Raw genomic sequence first — 15,307 nt, forward strand, 5'->3', positions numbered from 1 at the left:
GATCAGCCCTGGTACGCGGCGGTGTCGACGACGATCGGCCCCGCCACGGCTCCCCCGGTGGTGGTGAGGCGGTACTCGACCCGACCCGATCCGGTGGAGATGATCGCGTCGTAGGGGTGGGCGATGGGGTCCGGGACCCCGAGGGAGAACCGGGGGTGGGGGATCTGCGCGACCTTCTCCCCGCTCGCGCCGGTGTCCAGGTTGCGCCACGACAGCGTGGCGGTCAGGGCGCACGGACCCACGCCCGCGACCGCGAAGGCCCAGCTCACACTGGCCGTACCGGGATACCCGTCGCCCCGGAGTGAGGTGGACACGGCGCCGGCGCACGCACCGGTGGGAGACCCGCCCCAGGCGACCAGACGGTTCGGGGCGGGCAGGACCTGGACGACCGCCTCGGAGGAGCCCTGGGCGTGCGCCGTGGCCGGGGCCGCGAGGGCGGCCGACGAGGCGACGGCCGTGGCAGCGAGAGTCGCGACGACGGTGGCGGGGAGACGGCGGGCGGACCGCCGGGACGTTCCGGTGATGTTCACACTGGTCATGCTCGCACCGGGTGATGCGGACCACAAGAGCGCGGGGTCGGGAGCGAACGCGGTCGACACCTGTCTGTAATGTCCGACTACAGGTCTCTGGAAGGACACGACGATGGGCGGTAGGACTCGGGGCGGGGACGCCGTTCGTGCGGAGCAGAACGGGCTGGTCCTCGTTCTGGCCTTCGGCGGCATCGTCATGTCCCTCACCCAGACCCTGGTCATCCCACTGCTGGGCATGCTGCCCGCCATCCTCGGCACGTCGGCGACCAACGCAGCGTGGGTCGTCACCGTCACCCTGCTCGCCGGAGCGGTGGCCGGCCCGGTGATGGGGCGTCTCGGCGATCTCTACCCCAAGAAGAACGTCCTCATCGGCGTCACCGCGGTGATGGTCGTCGGGTCCGTGTTGTGCGCCCTGGCCACCTCGTTGTGGCCGATGCTCATCGGCCGGGCGCTCCAGGGTGTGGGGATCGGGGTCATCCCGATCGGCATCGCGACGATGCGTGAGGTCCTGCCCGCCGTGCGCCTCGGCCCGGCGATCGCATTGATGAGCTCCTCGTTGGGGGTCGGTGGTGCGCTCGGGCTCCCGGCGGCGGCCGCCCTCGCGCAGTACGGCTCCTGGCAGTGGATGTTCTGGGGCACGGCCGTGCTCGGCCTCGGGATCATCGCGATGATGGCCCTGCGCATCCGGTCGCTGCCGGCGGCCAAGCCCGACGGGACCCTGGATCCCGTCGGCGCCCTGGGTCTCGCGGTGGGTCTGATCGCGCTCCTGTTGGCGGTGTCCAAGGGCGCGGACTGGGGCTGGGCCTCCCCTCTGACCCTCGGACTGTTCGTCCTGGCCGCCGTCGCGTTCCCGGTGTGGGGCTGGTGGGTCCTGCGTCACCCGTCTCCGCTCATCGACCTGCGGGTGGCGGCGCGGCGACCGGTCCTGTTGACCAACATCGCCTCGATCCTCGTGGGCATGGGGCTCTACGCGCAGCTGCTGGTGATCCCGCAGATCCTCCAGCTCCCCGTGGCCACCGGTCATGGTCTCGGCCAGTCGATGGTCGCGATGGGACTGTGGATCGCGCCCGGCGGGCTGGCCATGATGGCCGTGTCCCCCCTGAGCGGACGGCTCATCACCACCCGCGGCCCCAAGCCCACGCTCATCCTGGGATCGCTGGTCATCGCGACCGGCTACGCCTCCGCCCAGTTCCTCATGGGGTCGACGTGGGGCGTCATGATCGCGGCCGTCATCACCAGCGCCGGGGTGGGTCTGGCCTACGGCGCCATGCCCGCGCTCATCATGTCGTCGGTGCCGCACTCCGAGATGGGGTCCGCCAACAGCGTCAACACGCTCATGCGCTCGATCGGCACCACCACCGCCGCGGCGGTCCTCGGCGTGATCCTCACGCAGATGTCGGTGGACTTCGGGGGGTTGTTCGTCCCCACCGAGACCGGTTTCCGTGTGGGCCTGCTGCTCGGGTGCGGCGTCGCCCTGGCCGCTGCGGCGGTCGCCGCCGTGATCCCGCCGCCGTGGGAGTCGGAGGACTGACCCGCCGAGCGCCGCGAGACCCGCGGCTCGCATTCGGCGCCCGCGGACTTGCGATGCGTGTCGGGACCGATCCCGCCGCGTAACCGGGTCGCAGCCTGACATTCCGCCCGCATAGGCCAAAGGGGCCGCGCACCCGGGGCCGCGCACCCGGGGCCGCGCACCCGGGGCGACGCAGCTCGACCGGGTCAGCCTCCGGCGCGCGCGGCGATCTCGCGGGCCAACTCCTCGGGGCGTTCCTCCGGTATCCAGTGGCTCGCGCCGCTCATCTCCACGAACCGGTAGTCCGCGTCCACGAACCGGGCCGTCCGCTCGGCGCCACCGCGACCGAGGGCCGGGTCGTGATCGCTCCAGACGAACGTCGTGGGCACGCGGACGCGGGCGGTGGCCTTCCCGGGCGAGGCCAGCGGCAGCGCCCGGTACCACCCGAGTCCGCCGGGCACGGCACCGTCGGCGACCATCTCGCCGTGGTAGCGCGCGATCATCTCCGGCGTCATACCCATCCCGGCAAGTGCCCGGTCCGGCAGGCCGCCGCGCGAACAGAGCAGCCGCTCCGGCAGCCAGGGGAGCTGGAACAGTCCGATGTACCAGGACCGGAGCAGCTGGTCGGAGAGGAACATGGCCTGCCGGAAGGCCGCCAGGTGGGGCACCGATACCGCCGTCAGTGACAGGACCCGGTCGGGATGCCCGGCGGCCACCGCCCACGCCACGGCCGCGCCCCAGTCGTGGCCGACGACGTGCGCGGCGGGCAGGTTCGCGCTGTCGAGCAGGGCGAGGACGTCGCCCACCAACTCGGAGAGCCGGTACGCTCGCCGCCCCGAGGGGCGGGCGGTGGAGCAGTAGCCTCGCTGGTCCAGGACCAGGGTGCGGAACCCGGCCGCGTGGAGGTGGGGAATTACCGCGTTCCAGCTGCTCGTGCGCTGAGGGAAGCCGTGGAGGAGCACCACGACCGCGCCGTCGACCGGTCCGGAATCGATGGCCCGGAACGTGAGGCGACCCCGGGAGAACGTGATCTCCCGGGACGTCGCCGGTTCGGGTCGCGGCGGGGTCGGGCCGGGGGAGGTCGGTTCAGCCACGGACGTATCCTCTCCGGACAGCCCGCTCAAGGATGCCCAGGGTCGCTTTGAGCGCGGACGCGTCCAGCACCGGCAGGATGCCGGAGTCGCGCCACTTCGGGTGGGCCTCGGACCAGTCGTAGTAGCTCACGACCTCGGTCCTCTCGCCGAGCGGCGTCAGGCGGTACCCGTAGGTATGGCCGATGGGCGGCCTGATCTGGCCGTCGATGGTCCAGGCGATCTCCTCGCCCGGCACGTACCGGGTGATGATCACGGTCACGTCGTACCGGCCGAGGTCGTAGTCGCCGAGTGACTCCCGGTCCATGTGGACGACGAACCGGTCGCCCGGGGCCGTGACCACCGACCCCTCGGCGGACTGCAGCATCCCCGAGGAGTCGATGGCCACGTGACCGTCCGGATCGCAGAGCACGGCGAAGATCCGGTCCGCCGGCGCCGCGATGACCCGCGTGGCCTCGAGGCGGGTCCCGGGGGCGGCGGCGTCGGCCCCGGACGAGCTGGTCGGTTCGCTGTCCGTCATGCCGTCGACGCTACCCCCGGGTATCGGCCGGGCGCTGTGGCGAGGTGGGAGTCGCCTCAGATCCGTACGGGGTCCGGCCGGTCCCATGCACGGTGGGTGGCGAGCAGCGGCTTGAGCGCGGGCAGCACCCCGGCCGCCTCGTCCACCACCACGACTCCGGGGGAGTCGGTGGTGAGCCCCACGTCCGCGAGTCCGTCGAGGGGAGCCAGCGAGGCGATCGCCTTCTTGTGCCGGTACATCTCGCTGATCAGCACATCGGTCCTCGGGTGGGCGGGGAGGTCCACCACGACGAGCGCGTCGAACTCGATCGACCGCTGCGTCTGGTACGTCCGTGACACGGCGACGGTCGCATCCGGCTCGCCCTCGCCCAGCCGGCCACCGGTCGGGGCGATGACCAGCGGGACCATATCGTCGGCGAAGACCGCCTGTTCGAGCTCCTTGACCGCGGCGACATCGGACCCCTCGGTCACGAGGATCCCGATGAGACGCCCGTCGGAGGGCCACTCGCGCCCGATCTGGGACAGCGCGGGGCTGGTGACGACCTCGGCCGTGGGCACCTCGGCGGGTGCTGGCAGACCGAGACCGGTGGCGACGGTGACGGCGAGGCCGTGGTCGATCCGGGCCAGCTGCTCGACCTGCCGGATCTTGATGTTCTCCTCGTAGCACTTACCCAGTTCGAACGTGTACGCGGCAGCGATGTGCTCCTGCTCCACCTCGGTCATGCTGGCGTAGAAGAGGGTCGCTTGCGAGAAGTGGTCGTCGAAGGTCGCCGGGGCGTCGCGGACCACCTGGGCGTCGGCGATCTGCTGGGCCACCTCCACGAGGGCACCGTCACTGGCGCCCGCGAGGAACGGGCATCCGCCGTCGAGGCTGTTCGGCTGGTACGGCGCGACCCCCACGTGATCGGCGGTCTGGTGCATCCCGTCGCGCAGCATGTCGTTGACCGGGGCGTGCGGCCGGTTGATCGGCAGCTGCCCGAAGTTCGGTCCGCCCAGGCGCGTGAGCTGGGTGTCGAGGTAGGAGAACAGCCGGCCCTGCAGGAGCGGGTCGCTGGTCACGTCGATGCCCGGCGCCAGGTGACCCGGGTGGAACGCGACCTGCTCGGTCTCGGCGAAGTAGTTCTTGGGGTTGGCGTTGAGCGTCATGGTGCCGATCACCTGCACCGGCGCGAGCTCCTCGGGGACGATCTTGGTGGGGTCGAGCAGGTCGATCCCGTGGAACATCTCGCTGACGCCGTCGGAGTCCACGGTGTCGGGGAACACCTGGATCCCCAGATCCCACTTCGGGAACGCGCCGGCCTCGATGGCGTCGGCCAGGTCCCGGCGGTGCAGATCGGGATCCATGCCGGCCGCGATCTGGGCCTCCTCCCACACCAGCGAGTGCACGCCGAGGTGGGGCTTCCAGTGGAACTTGACCAGGCTGGTCTCGCCCGCGTCGTTGATGAGCCGGAAGGTGTGGACCCCGAAGCCCTCCATCGTCCGGTAGGAGCGGGGGATGCCGCGGTCGGACATGTTCCACATGGTGTGGTGCTGCGCCTCGGTGTGGAGGGAGACGAAGTCCCAGAAGGTGTCGTGCGCGCTCTGGGCCTGGGGGATCTCGCGGTCCGGGTGGGGCTTGGCGGCGTGGACGACGTCGGGGAACTTGATGGCGTCCTGGATGAAGAACACGGGGATGTTGTTCCCGACCAGGTCCCACGTGCCCTCGTCGGTGTATAACTTGGTCGCGAAACCTCGCGTGTCGCGGACGGTGTCGGCGGACCCGCGCGACCCGAGCACGGTGGAGAACCGGACGAAGACCTCGGTCTCCTTGCCGTCGGCGAAGACGCCGGCCTTGCACACCCTGGAGGCAGCGCCATTGCCCACGAAGACGCCGTGCGCACCGGCGCCGCGGGCGTGGACCGCGCGCTCCGGGATCCGCTCGTGGTCGAAGTGCATGATCTTCTCGCGCAGGTGATGATCCTGTAGCAGGACCGGGCCGCGGCGGCCGGCCTTCTGTGAGTGATCGGTCTCGGAGAGCCGCGCGCCCTGCGCGGTGGTGAGGAACTCGCCCTGTTGGCGGGCGGCGTCCTCGGTATCGGAGGACTCCGCTCCGGTGGGGCTGTACGGCGTGGCGCCCTTCTGGTCCGGCTTGGGGGGAAGCGGGCCGGTGGGGTCGGTGGGCTCCTCGAGCGACGGGGGCGTGGGGGCCGGGACGCCGGGCACGACGTCTCCGCCGCCGATGACCTCGTCGGCGAGCTTGCCGGCGGCGTCGGCGACCTTCTTGGCGGCCGCTTCGGCCGTCTTCGATGCGGCGGATTTCTTGTCAGACATGTGACTCCTCCGATGGGTTGGGTCTGAGCGCACGGGTGTCGCACCGACTCTCCCACTCGGGGCGGACCGCGCAACCAGTCGCGAAGGAGGTCCGGTTGGCGTACGCTCCGTCGCCCGGTCGCCCGGACCAGCGTCGCCTCCCGCGGTCCCTTCGCGCCCTCCCGCCGGTGTGGCCGGGACTGACGAACTCGACGTCGACGGAGGTCAGCGCGCCTATGGTGGTCTCATGTCGACCCACGGTGAGGACACCGGCACGACCGTGATCCCCCGATCTCATCTCCCGTATCCGGTGGTGCTGGCGGCGGCCTGGGCGGCCTGCCTGTTGCTGATCGCTGGGGGCGGGTGGATCCTCGGACAGGCCATCGGCCGGTTGGCGATCATCTTGGCCCCGCTCGCCATCGCGGTGTTGCTCGCGGCCATGCTCCGGCCGCTCGTGGACCGTGTGCCCCGGCAGGTCCCGCGGGCGCTGGCGTCCCTCGTCGTCGTCCTCGGGGTCCTGGCGCTGGTCATCGGGGCGCTGGCGGTGGTGACCGCCCAGCTCGCGACCGGGGTTCCGGAGATGAGGGAGAAGATCGGCAGCGGCGTCGACACCGCACTGCAGTGGCTGGAGGAGGGCCCGCTCCACCTGACCGCAGATCGACTCCAGGAGGCGGTCACCCAGGTCCGAAGCTGGATCGAGTCCCACTCCGAGGCCGTCGCCGCGGGCGCCGTGCAGTTCGGCCACACCGCCGTCGACGCGGTGGCGGGCATGCTCATCTGTCTGGTGGCCCTGTTCTTCTTCCTCTACCAGGGGGAGACGCTGTGGAGGTTCTTCGTCAGGTGGTTCCCGCGTGCGGGCCGCCTCAGGGTCGATCGGGCACTGCGGCAGGGCTGGATCAGTCTCGGCGCCTACACCCGCACGCAGCTGACCGTGGCCGCGATCAATGCCACCGGGGTGGGGCTCGGCGCGCTGGTGCTGCGCGTGCCCTTCGTGATCCCCATCGTGGTGGTGGTGTTCCTCGCGTCGTTCGTCCCCATCGTGGGCACCCTCGTCGCGGGGTTGATCCCCACGGTCCTGGCGTTGGTGGACCGTGGGCCGGTGATCGCGATCGCCATGCTGGCGATCGTCCTGGTGGTCCACCAGGTGGAGTCGCACCTGCTGCAACCCGTCCTCATGGGTCACGCGGTGGCGCTGCATCCGCTGGCCGTGATCGTCGTGGTGGCCGCGGGCACGTACCAGTTCGGCATCGTGGGAGCGCTGTTCGCCGTCCCCGTCACCGCCATGGCCAACACGGTGGTGAGATACCTGGCCGGTGGGAATGGTGACGAACCGGACGGTGACGATCCAGGCGGGCCACCGGTCGACGGGCCGGGACCCGTGCCCGACCGCGCCAGTGTGTCCGGACCGGACGACGGGGACGACGACGGGGTCGATGCGCAGGCCGCTGCCTCCGATGGCGGCCCCGCCACCCGCTGACCCGATACCCGCAGCTCTGCCACCCGCTGACCAGAAGACCCGACCGAGAGGACCCGATGACCTTCAGCCTGGAACTGACCGAGGAGCAGCGTGAGCTACAGGACTGGGCCCACGCCTTCGCCGAGGAGGTCATCCGGCCGGCCGCCCACGAGTGGGACGAGCGCGAGGAGACGCCCTGGCCGATCATCCAGGAGGCCGCCAAGATCGGGCTGTACGGCTACGAGATCATGGCGACCCTGCGGCAGGACACTACCGGTCAGTCCTACCCGATCCTCTGCGAGGAGCTGTTCTGGGGAGACGCGGGGATCGGTCTGTCCATCATGGGCACCGGCCTGGCCGCCGCGGGGATCGCCTCGGCCGGGACGACCGAGCAGATCGTCGAGTGGGTGCCCCGCTGCTACGGCAGTGAGGCCGAACCGGCGGTCGGCGCGTTCTGCTCGTCCGAGCCGGAGGCGGGGAGCGACGTGGGCAACATGCGCACCCGGGCCCGGTACGACGAGGCCGCGGACGAGTGGGTGATCTCCGGGCAGAAGGCCTGGGTGACCAACGGTGGCGTGGCCTCCGTGCTGGTGGTGCAGGCGGTCGTGGACCCGGATCTCGGATCCCGCGGCCAGGCCGCCTTCGTGGTGGAAGCCGGGGCCGCCGGGATCCAGACCGGCTCCAGGATCAAGAAGCACGGTCTGCGTGCCTCGGCGACCGCGGACATCTTCTTCGACGACGTCCGCGTCCCGGGCTCGGCGCTGCTGGGCGGTAAGGAGAAGCTCGACGAGAAGCTGGCCCGCGCGAGGGAGGGCGAACGGACCGGCGGCCAGGCGGCCATGGCCACGTTCGAGCGGACCCGCCCAACCGTGGGGGCCATGGCCGTGGGTATCGCGCGGGCGGCGCACGAGTACGCGCTCGAGTACGCCAAGGGCCGGGTGGTGTTCGGCCGGCCCATCATTGAGAACCAGGCCATCTCGTTCCTGCTCGCGGACATGGCGGTGGAGATCGACGCCTCCCGCCTGTTGGTGCGCCGGGCGGCGTGGATGGGCGCGACCGGGCAACCCATGGCCCGGGCCGAGGGGTCGATGTCCAAGCTCAAGGCCGGCCGGACGGCCGTCTGGGCCACCGAGCGCGCGATCCAGATCCTCGGCGGGGTCGGGTACACCCGCGAGTACCCGGTCGAGCGGATGCACCGCGACGCCAAGATCTACGACATCTTCGAGGGCACCGAGCAGATCCAGCAGCTGGTGATCGCCCGTGCGATCTCCGGGGTGCGGTTGCCGTGACCGCCGAGGGATCGCGGGCGTCCGTCGAGGTGGTGCGGTCGAGTGTGGTCCGCGCCCCGCGGGAGGAGGTGTGGGCACACGTGGTGACCGCGGAGGGGATCTCCGACGAGTTCAGGCCCCTCCTGCGGATGCGGATCCCGGCGCGACTGGCCGGGGCCTCGATCGCGGACGTGCCGCTGGGCCGGCCGCTCGGGCGCGCGTGGATCCTGCTGGGCGGGGTCGTGCCGCTGGAGTACGACGACCTGGTCTTGGTCGACCTGGAGGCTCCCCGGTTCTTCCAGGAGCGCTCGGAGCTCGGGTCGTGTCGGGTGTGGGAGCACCGCCGTGAGCTCGAGTCACTGGCCGACGGCTCCACTCGGATCACCGACACGCTGCGGGCCGTACCGCGCGCGCTGATTCCCGGGTCGGTGGTCCGAGTGCTGGTCGGAGCACTGTTCACGCACCGGCACCGGCGACTCGTGCGGAAGTTCGGATGAGCGTCCGGGCCGGATGTGATAGAGGGAACTGCTCGCCGGGCCCCTGATGGCGCACAATGGGCCCAGGTACTCCTGGCGACGAGGTACGGCGCGGAGACCGTCCCCGAGGGGGAATGCGACATGCGGAAACCCGAAATGCAGAGAACAGTTCTTCACGGCCGCGAGCTGGCCTACAGCGAGTCCGGAGCCGGCGAGGGAAAGCCCACGCTGCTGCTCCTGCACGGGATGGCGGGGAGCTCCGTCACCTGGCGCGAGCTGATCCCCCGTCTGGAATCGAAGTTCCACATCATCGCCCCCGACCTGCCCGGTCACGGGGAGAGTTCGCTGGATTTCGACGACTACTCGCTCGGCGCCCTGGCCTCCGCTCTGCGGGACCTGCTGGTGGTCAAGGGCATCAGGCGCTGCACGGTAATCGGGCAGTCGCTCGGTGGCGGCGTGGCCCTGCAGTTCGTCTACCAGTACCCCGAGTTCTGCGAGCGCATCGCGCTGATCGGCAGCGGCGGCCTGGGCAAGGAGGTCAACTGGATCCTGCGGCTGCTCGCGGTCCCGGGTGCCGAACTGCTGCTGACCGCCGGCGCGGCGCCGTTCCTGGTGTCCGCCGGGGACAGGGCCCGCGGGTTCTTCACCGGCAAGGGCGTCCGCGCCATCGCCTTCGAGGAGCCCTGGGCGGCGTACGAGTCGCTCGGCCGCCCCGGTCACCGACGCGCGTTCTTCAAGACCCTCCGGGCGGTCGTGGACAACAAGGGCCAGGCGGTCTCCGCCAGTAACCGGCTCTACCTGGCGGCGCAGTTGCCGTTCCAGCTGATCTGGGGAGATCGGGACCCGATCATCCCGGTCTCGCACGGGCACACGACCCACGAGGCGATCCCCGGTAGCCGGCTCGCGATCGTGGAGGGCACCGGGCACTACCCGCACGTCGAGGATCCCGCCGCGGTCGAACGGATCCTCGTCGACTTCATGGAGTCGACGGATCCCGGTCACATCGACCACCAGCTGCTTGGTGAACTCGTGACGACCGGCGGCGACACCGCGTAGGTTCCGCTGACCTGCCGGGCGCGCACTGACACGACTCGGCCCCGGCGTCCTCTGCGGAAACCGGGGCCGGGCCTGCGCCGTCAGGCGCCGGGTCGGTCGAGTGCCAGGTCGTATCAGGCGTCGGTCTCGACCGTGTCGGCGTCGACCGCGTCGTCGTCCGGCTGGGCCTCGTCGCCGATGGTGGCGTCGTCGCTGTCGGTGGCGTCGCTGTCGGTGTCACCGGGGACCTCGGCGGCGATGCCACGGAGGATGTCGACGGCCCCGGAGATGTCGCCCCTCAGCGCGGTGGAGATGGCCAGGTCGGCGTTCGCCTCGCACTCGTCCCCCGAGAGGCCGGGGGCGACGGCGCCGACGGAGCCCAGGAAGTCGTACGCGGAGATCGTGCCGCACAGCTGCTGTGCGATCTCCGAGACCTCGGCGGGGGTCTCGACATCGTCGAGGTCGGTTTCGCCGGCCGCGGGGGCACCCACTGATCCGCTGTCGAGGCCGTCGAGGCCCGGGAGATCGCTCTGTGCGGCGGCGAGTCCTGCACCGGAGAAGGACAGGGCGGCAGCGGAACCGATGACGGCGATGGTCTTCTTCATGGTGGTCACCTTTCGATCGAGCGCCGGGTTCTCCCGGAGACACGCCGGAGACCATAACGGGATCGGCCGGCGTCGGCTGTGATCTGGATCACTCCCCACTCGGGGGTGGTGGGCGGAAACGGAGGGTGCGCAGGAGTGACGGCGTCGGGACAAATTCTTCTTCATGTCGCCGAGTGGCCGCCGCACCGCGTCGCTACGGGGATGCTTACCCCATGAGTGGAACCGCCGAGATCTATGACGCCGTCCTCCGTCCGGGCAAGCTGGAGCTGCTCCGCGGATGGATCGCGCACCAACCCTGGTTCGACGGGGACCCCGCGCGAGTGGAGCAGGTGACTTCCTACCGGTTCGTCGATCCCGACGGCGAGGTGGGCATGGAGTCCTTCCTCGTCACGGACGGCGTCCGGACGTACCACGTCCCCCTGAGCTATCGGGCAGCGGAGCTGCCGGGTGCGCAGGACGCCCTGGTCGGGACTCTCGAGCACTCCGTTCTCGGTCGGCGCTGGGTGTACGACGCACCGGCGGACCCCGTGTACGTGGCGGAGGTGCTGCGGGTGATCAGCCATCGCGACACCGCAGCCGACCACCTGGCGGTGGCGGACGGCACCGTCTCCCCGTCGCCGGTCAACGTCCGCGGTGGTGGGGACGACGCGGCCGGAGACTCGGACGCGGCCGCTCTACCTCAGGTCATCCGGTTAATCTCGGAGGAGAACGACGCCGAGGCGGACCGTCCGCTGATCGGCTCGCCGGGCACGCTCAGCGGGACGTGGCAGGACGCGGACGGCACGCATTCCGCCGTCTTCGTCGTCGTCGCCTGAGAACGCCGCCCCCACCTCGTAGGAAGGTGGGGGCGGCGTCGTCCGGTGGGGCCAAATGGGACCGGTAGGGAGCTCAGGCCCGCTTGACGGCCGAGAGCTCGATCTCGAGGGTGACCTTCTCGGAGACGAGCACGCCACCGGTCTCGAGTGCGGCGTTCCAGGTCAGACCGAAGTCGTTGCGGTTGATGACCGTGGTGCCCTCGAAGCCGGCGCGGAGGTTGCCGAACGGGTCGGTGGCGGTGCCCTCGTACTCGAAGGGGATCGTCACGGACTTCGTGGTGCCCTTGATGGAGAGGTCGCCGGTCACGTCCACGCCGCCGGAGCCGTTGGCTGCGATCTTCGTCGACCGGAAGGTGATCTCCGGGTGGTTCTCCATGTCGAAGAAGTCGTTGGACTTCAGGTGGCCGTCGCGGTCGGCGTTGCGGGTGTCGATCGAGGAGGCGGTGATGACGACCTCGGCGGTCGCGGCGTCGATACCCTCGGCGGGGACGGTGACCGTACCGGTGTAGTCGTTGAACGACCCGCGGACCTTGGTGATCATCGCGTGGCGGGTGACGAAGCCGAGGCGGGTGTGGGTGGGGTCGATGTCCCAGGTCCCGGTCAGATCGGTGAGGGTCGAGGTCATGGTGACTCCTTCGGTGGCGCCCGGCCGGATGCCGGGGTAAGTGGTTGTTGTGTCACATACAGTAGCGCCTCGATGGTGATGCGTCAACAACAAAGTCGGCGGGGTCTCACGCCGCCCGTCAGCCCACGTGACGGCGCAGGAAGTGCAGCGCGTGGGTGACCGCGAGGTCGTGGCACGGCCGGCCGGGGAAGAGATCGAAGTGATCGCCCGGGTAGTGGCGCACCTCCGCGCGGGCGGCGAACGCCGCGGTGCTCGCGGCGTGCGGTGGGGCGCTCCGGTCAAGGTCGGCGATCTGGACCAGCACGGGGGTCCCGGCGAGCTCGGCGGCCTTCGCGCCAGGCCGGAAGGACCCCAGGACCGCCCCGACCCCGCCCCCGATCTCGTTGCGCCAGCTCGGCCCCGCGATCGACGCGTAGGCCTCCTCGTATCCCCCCAGGGAGAGCACCGCGTTCGACCCCGGCGGACCGACCAATGGGACCATCGGCTCCGTCCGCCCCAGCGCCGCCGCTGCCTTGGCCGCCACGGTGGTGCCGGTCGAGCGGAGAAGTGTGCCCGGTCGGTGCTGTCTGGCGGCGGCCACCGCCGCGGCCCGCCCGTCGACGAGGGGGACCACCGAGATCACCGCGGCGATGCTCGACGCCCCGCCCGGCTCCCGAGCCACCTCGAGCGCGTGCCCGCCGCCCAGGGAGCACCCCCACAGGACGATCCGGTCGGCGTCGACGTCCGGCCGCGCCGCGACAGCGGCGACCGCCGCCCGGACGTCGTCCTGCTGCCGCGACGGCGAGACGACCTGTCGGGGCCCGCCGTCAGATCGTCCGAAACCGCGGTAGTCGAACGCGAACGCCGCGTACCCGGCGGCGGCGAAGGCCTCGGCGAACTGGAGCAGACCCGAGTCGGCCGTTCCGCCCAGCCCGTGTGCCAGGACGACGCACGGTGCCCGATCCGTCCCGGCCGCGGGCAGGAACCACCCGCGGCAGGTGTCCCCCCCGGAGCGGAAGTCGAGGTCGACGGGGGTGATCTGGCTGGTCACGAGGGTTCTCCAGGGTTGTCGACCTCCGGGTCCGGGCGGCCGTAGATGGCCCGGACCCACAGGTCCGAGGCGGTGGCGATCATGGGCTCGCGATCCGCACCGGGGTCGTAGACCAGGTGTTCGAGAACCGATTCGTTGATCTGGATCAGGGCGGTGGCGAGCGAGTCCGGGTCGGCCCCCTCGGGGGCCCGGCCGGCCGCCCGCTCGGAGCGGATGTACTCGGCGATGGGCGTCGCCAGCTCGGCCCGCCCCTCGTCCCAGAGGCGGCGCATGGGTTCGTGCGTGGTCCGCGCGGTGAGCAGGGCACGGTAGACGTGCGCGTTGTCGACCATCCGGTCCGCCAGGCGGCTCAGCGTGGTCGACACGCGGGACCGGAAGCGGCCGTCGGAGTTCACCAGCATGTCGTTCGACTTGGCGGCGGTCGCCTGGATGGACGAGAGCAACACGGTCACCGCCGCGGCCTTGGAGTCGAAGTAGAAGTAGAACGCCGATCGGGTGATGCCGGCCGCGTCGGTGAGGTCGGCCACCGAGATGTCGTCGAGTTTGGTGGTGCGCAGCTGCCGGTCGAGCTCGGCCAACAGGGCCTCGCGGCGTCGATCGCCGCGGGGTGAACCGTTCGCGCCCTCGCCGGAGGTACCGTTACCGCTCACGCGTGCGCCGCCGTCCGGATCATCCAGCCGAGGCGTGCCGCCCGCTCCCGTCCCGCCGGGATCTCGCGCGTCCGCAGGTCGTGCTCGTACAGGAAGTAGTCCACCTGCTGCTGGTGCCGCGGGGTGTCGAGCATGTGCCCGATGTACTTCTTCTCGTCCGCCACGATGACCTGCTCCATCTCCGCCCGCCCCGGCGTCCGGTACAGGCCGGCCGCCCACGCGGCGGCCAGCCTGGCCTGGGCCTCGACGAACGGGAACAACGTGGGCGTGGACTGCGCGAAGCCGACCATCACCAGGTCGTCGATGCCCGGGGAGAACATCCGCTTGTAGAGCGGCACGTGGTTGTGGGCGTCGGCGCTGAGGAAGTCCGGGTCGAAGAACGGGAACGAGGTGTTGTAGCCGGTGGCCTGGATGACGACGTCGAACTCCTGCGCGGTGCCGTCCTCGAAGTGCACGGTCCGCCCGTCGAACCGGGCGATGTTCCCCTTGGCCGTGATGTCCCCCGAGCCGAGCCTCAGCGGCAACTCGACCGACTGGGTGGGGTGGGCCTCGAAGAACTTGTGGTTGGGCGTGGGCAACCCGTAGGACTCCGGCCGACCCGCGGACATCGGCTGCATGGCCTGAATTGCCTTGCGCTGCCACGAGTAGGGCAGGAAGGGGAAGGTGGCGAAGTACTTGTCGGCCGGCTTGCCGGCGATGTACTTCGGCACGATCCACGCGCCGGACCGGGTGGAGATCACCACCTCGTTCCGCATCACCTTGGAGGACAGCTCCACGGCGATGTCGGCGGCGCTGTTGCCCAACCCCACCACGAGAATGCGCTTGTCCTGCAGGTCGAGCGGATCCCACGGGTCGACGTAGGCGTGGGAATGGATCATCTCGCCAGTGAACTCGCCCGGGAAGTCGCCGAACCGCGGGTCCCAGTGGTGCCCGTTGCCCACCACGAGTGCGTCGAAGCGGCGGGTGCCGGTGCGTTCGGTGGTCAGCTCCCATCCGCCGCCGTCGAGCCGTTCGGCGTGCAGGACCCGGTTCTCGAACTCGATGCGGCGCAGCAGGTCGAAGGCCTCGGCGTAGTCGTCGAGGTACTGCTTGATCTGCGAGTGGTGCGGGAAGTCCGGGAACTCCTCGGGCATGGGGAAGTCGCGGAAGCTCAGCTGGTGCTTGGAGGTGTCGATGTGGAGTGACCGGTACGCGCTCGAACTCCCGTTGGGATTGTCGAACGCCCAGTTCCCACCGATGCGGTCGGAGGCCTCTAATCCCACCGCCTCGATGCCGTAGTCGTCGAGCATCTTGAGGGTGGTGAGACCGCTGATGCCCGCGCCGATCACGGCGACGGTGGGGGCGGGTGCCATGGAAACCTCTTCCTGCCGGGAGACGCCGCGCCGGAAAACTATGGCGCGGATCACAG

General features: G+C 70.6%; 15 protein-coding genes. 6 read left to right on the forward strand and 9 right to left on the reverse strand.

The window, feature by feature from the left end:
- Positions 1-2: 2 nt before the first annotated feature.
- Positions 3-539, reverse strand: coding sequence for a hypothetical protein (locus tag H483_RS22045; RefSeq protein WP_238556202.1), 537 nt, complete (start codon positions 537-539; stop codon positions 3-5).
- A 103-nt stretch (positions 540-642) separates the two neighbouring features.
- On the opposite strand from H483_RS22045, the gene H483_RS22050 reads away from it, so the two are divergent.
- Positions 643-2,061 (forward strand): MFS transporter, encoded by a 1,419-nt coding sequence (locus H483_RS22050; protein ID WP_017835411.1) that lies wholly within the window; start codon positions 643-645, stop codon positions 2,059-2,061.
- Positions 2,062-2,246: 185 nt separating this feature from the next.
- Here the strand turns inward: H483_RS22050 and H483_RS22055 are convergent, their stop codons facing one another.
- From H483_RS22055 to H483_RS22065, 3 genes are read right to left on the reverse strand one after another with little or no spacing between them, the layout of a single operon-like run.
- On the reverse strand, positions 2,247-3,134 hold the full coding sequence (locus tag H483_RS22055) for an alpha/beta fold hydrolase (protein WP_017835412.1): 888 nt from the start codon (positions 3,132-3,134) through the stop codon (positions 2,247-2,249).
- On the reverse strand, positions 3,127-3,651 hold the full coding sequence (locus H483_RS22060; RefSeq protein WP_017835413.1) for an SRPBCC family protein: 525 nt from the start codon (positions 3,649-3,651) through the stop codon (positions 3,127-3,129). Before H483_RS22060 ends, H483_RS22055 begins: the two co-directional genes overlap by 8 nt.
- Before the next feature lie 56 nt (positions 3,652-3,707).
- A complete protein-coding gene (locus tag H483_RS22065; RefSeq protein WP_017835414.1) occupies positions 3,708-5,960 on the reverse strand; it encodes a catalase in 2,253 nt (750 codons plus the stop codon).
- A 226-nt stretch (positions 5,961-6,186) separates the two neighbouring features.
- On the opposite strand from H483_RS22065, the gene H483_RS22070 reads away from it, so the two are divergent.
- The 4 genes from H483_RS22070 (at position 6,187) to H483_RS22085 (ending at position 10,195) form a co-directional block, all read left to right on the forward strand.
- Complete coding sequence (locus tag H483_RS22070; RefSeq protein ID WP_042328800.1) at positions 6,187-7,416, forward strand: AI-2E family transporter; 1,230 nt, start codon at positions 6,187-6,189, stop codon at positions 7,414-7,416.
- Between the two features lie 56 nt (positions 7,417-7,472).
- Positions 7,473-8,684, forward strand: a complete 1,212-nt coding sequence (locus tag H483_RS22075; protein ID WP_017835416.1) for an acyl-CoA dehydrogenase family protein — start codon at positions 7,473-7,475, stop codon at positions 8,682-8,684.
- Positions 8,681-9,160, forward strand: a complete 480-nt coding sequence (locus tag H483_RS22080) for a hypothetical protein (protein WP_017835417.1) — start codon at positions 8,681-8,683, stop codon at positions 9,158-9,160. The genes H483_RS22075 and H483_RS22080 overlap by 4 nt, the downstream gene beginning before the upstream one ends.
- A gap of 135 nt (positions 9,161-9,295) precedes the next feature.
- Entirely contained in the window at positions 9,296-10,195 is a 900-nt protein-coding gene (locus tag H483_RS22085) for an alpha/beta fold hydrolase (protein ID WP_017835418.1), read from the forward strand.
- Positions 10,196-10,308: 113 nt separating this feature from the next.
- On the opposite strand, the gene H483_RS22090 is transcribed toward H483_RS22085, so the two are convergent.
- The gene (locus tag H483_RS22090; protein ID WP_017835419.1) at positions 10,309-10,779 is read right to left on the reverse strand and encodes a hypothetical protein; all 471 of its coding nucleotides are present in this window, start codon (positions 10,777-10,779) and stop codon (positions 10,309-10,311) included.
- A 212-nt stretch (positions 10,780-10,991) separates the two neighbouring features.
- Between H483_RS22090 and H483_RS22095 the strand changes: the two genes are divergently transcribed.
- Positions 10,992-11,594, forward strand: a complete 603-nt coding sequence (locus H483_RS22095; protein WP_017835420.1) for a hypothetical protein — start codon at positions 10,992-10,994, stop codon at positions 11,592-11,594.
- 73 nt (positions 11,595-11,667) lie between these two features.
- Here H483_RS22095 and H483_RS22100 read toward each other — a convergent pair whose 3' ends face one another.
- The 4 genes from H483_RS22100 to H483_RS22115 form a co-directional block, all read right to left on the reverse strand.
- Positions 11,668-12,219 carry a YceI family protein gene (locus tag H483_RS22100; protein ID WP_017835421.1) on the reverse strand — a complete coding sequence of 184 codons (552 nt, stop codon included), beginning with the start codon at positions 12,217-12,219 and terminating at the stop codon, positions 11,668-11,670.
- 118 nt (positions 12,220-12,337) lie between these two features.
- Positions 12,338-13,249, reverse strand: a complete 912-nt coding sequence (locus H483_RS22105; RefSeq protein WP_017835422.1) for an alpha/beta hydrolase — start codon at positions 13,247-13,249, stop codon at positions 12,338-12,340.
- Positions 13,246-13,899 carry a TetR/AcrR family transcriptional regulator gene (locus tag H483_RS22110; RefSeq protein ID WP_017835423.1) on the reverse strand — a complete coding sequence of 218 codons (654 nt, stop codon included), beginning with the start codon at positions 13,897-13,899 and terminating at the stop codon, positions 13,246-13,248. Before H483_RS22110 ends, H483_RS22105 begins: the two co-directional genes overlap by 4 nt.
- Positions 13,896-15,251 (reverse strand): NAD(P)/FAD-dependent oxidoreductase, encoded by a 1,356-nt coding sequence (locus tag H483_RS22115; protein ID WP_017835424.1) that lies wholly within the window; start codon positions 15,249-15,251, stop codon positions 13,896-13,898. The genes H483_RS22110 and H483_RS22115 overlap by 4 nt, the downstream gene beginning before the upstream one ends.
- Positions 15,252-15,307 lie beyond the last annotated feature (56 nt).

The organism is Dietzia sp. UCD-THP (genome assembly GCF_000349585.1).
Taxonomy (GTDB): domain Bacteria; phylum Actinomycetota; class Actinomycetes; order Mycobacteriales; family Mycobacteriaceae; genus Dietzia; species Dietzia natronolimnaea_A.

Coding starts and splice junctions, on each gene's coding strand:
- H483_RS22045 (WP_238556202.1), bottom strand. CDS start 539: ATGACCAGTGTGAACATCACCGGAACGTCCCGGCGGTCCGCCCGCCGT.
- H483_RS22050 (WP_017835411.1), top strand. CDS start 643: ATGGGCGGTAGGACTCGGGGCGGGGACGCCGTTCGTGCGGAGCAGAAC.
- H483_RS22060 (WP_017835413.1), bottom strand. CDS start 3,651: ATGACGGACAGCGAACCGACCAGCTCGTCCGGGGCCGACGCCGCCGCC.
- H483_RS22065 (WP_017835414.1), bottom strand. CDS start 5,960: ATGTCTGACAAGAAATCCGCCGCATCGAAGACGGCCGAAGCGGCCGCC.
- H483_RS22070 (WP_042328800.1), top strand. CDS start 6,187: ATGTCGACCCACGGTGAGGACACCGGCACGACCGTGATCCCCCGATCT.
- H483_RS22075 (WP_017835416.1), top strand. CDS start 7,473: ATGACCTTCAGCCTGGAACTGACCGAGGAGCAGCGTGAGCTACAGGAC.
- H483_RS22085 (WP_017835418.1), top strand. CDS start 9,296: ATGCAGAGAACAGTTCTTCACGGCCGCGAGCTGGCCTACAGCGAGTCC.
- H483_RS22090 (WP_017835419.1), bottom strand. CDS start 10,779: ATGAAGAAGACCATCGCCGTCATCGGTTCCGCTGCCGCCCTGTCCTTC.
- H483_RS22095 (WP_017835420.1), top strand. CDS start 10,992: ATGAGTGGAACCGCCGAGATCTATGACGCCGTCCTCCGTCCGGGCAAG.
- H483_RS22100 (WP_017835421.1), bottom strand. CDS start 12,219: ATGACCTCGACCCTCACCGATCTGACCGGGACCTGGGACATCGACCCC.
- H483_RS22115 (WP_017835424.1), bottom strand. CDS start 15,251: ATGGCACCCGCCCCCACCGTCGCCGTGATCGGCGCGGGCATCAGCGGT.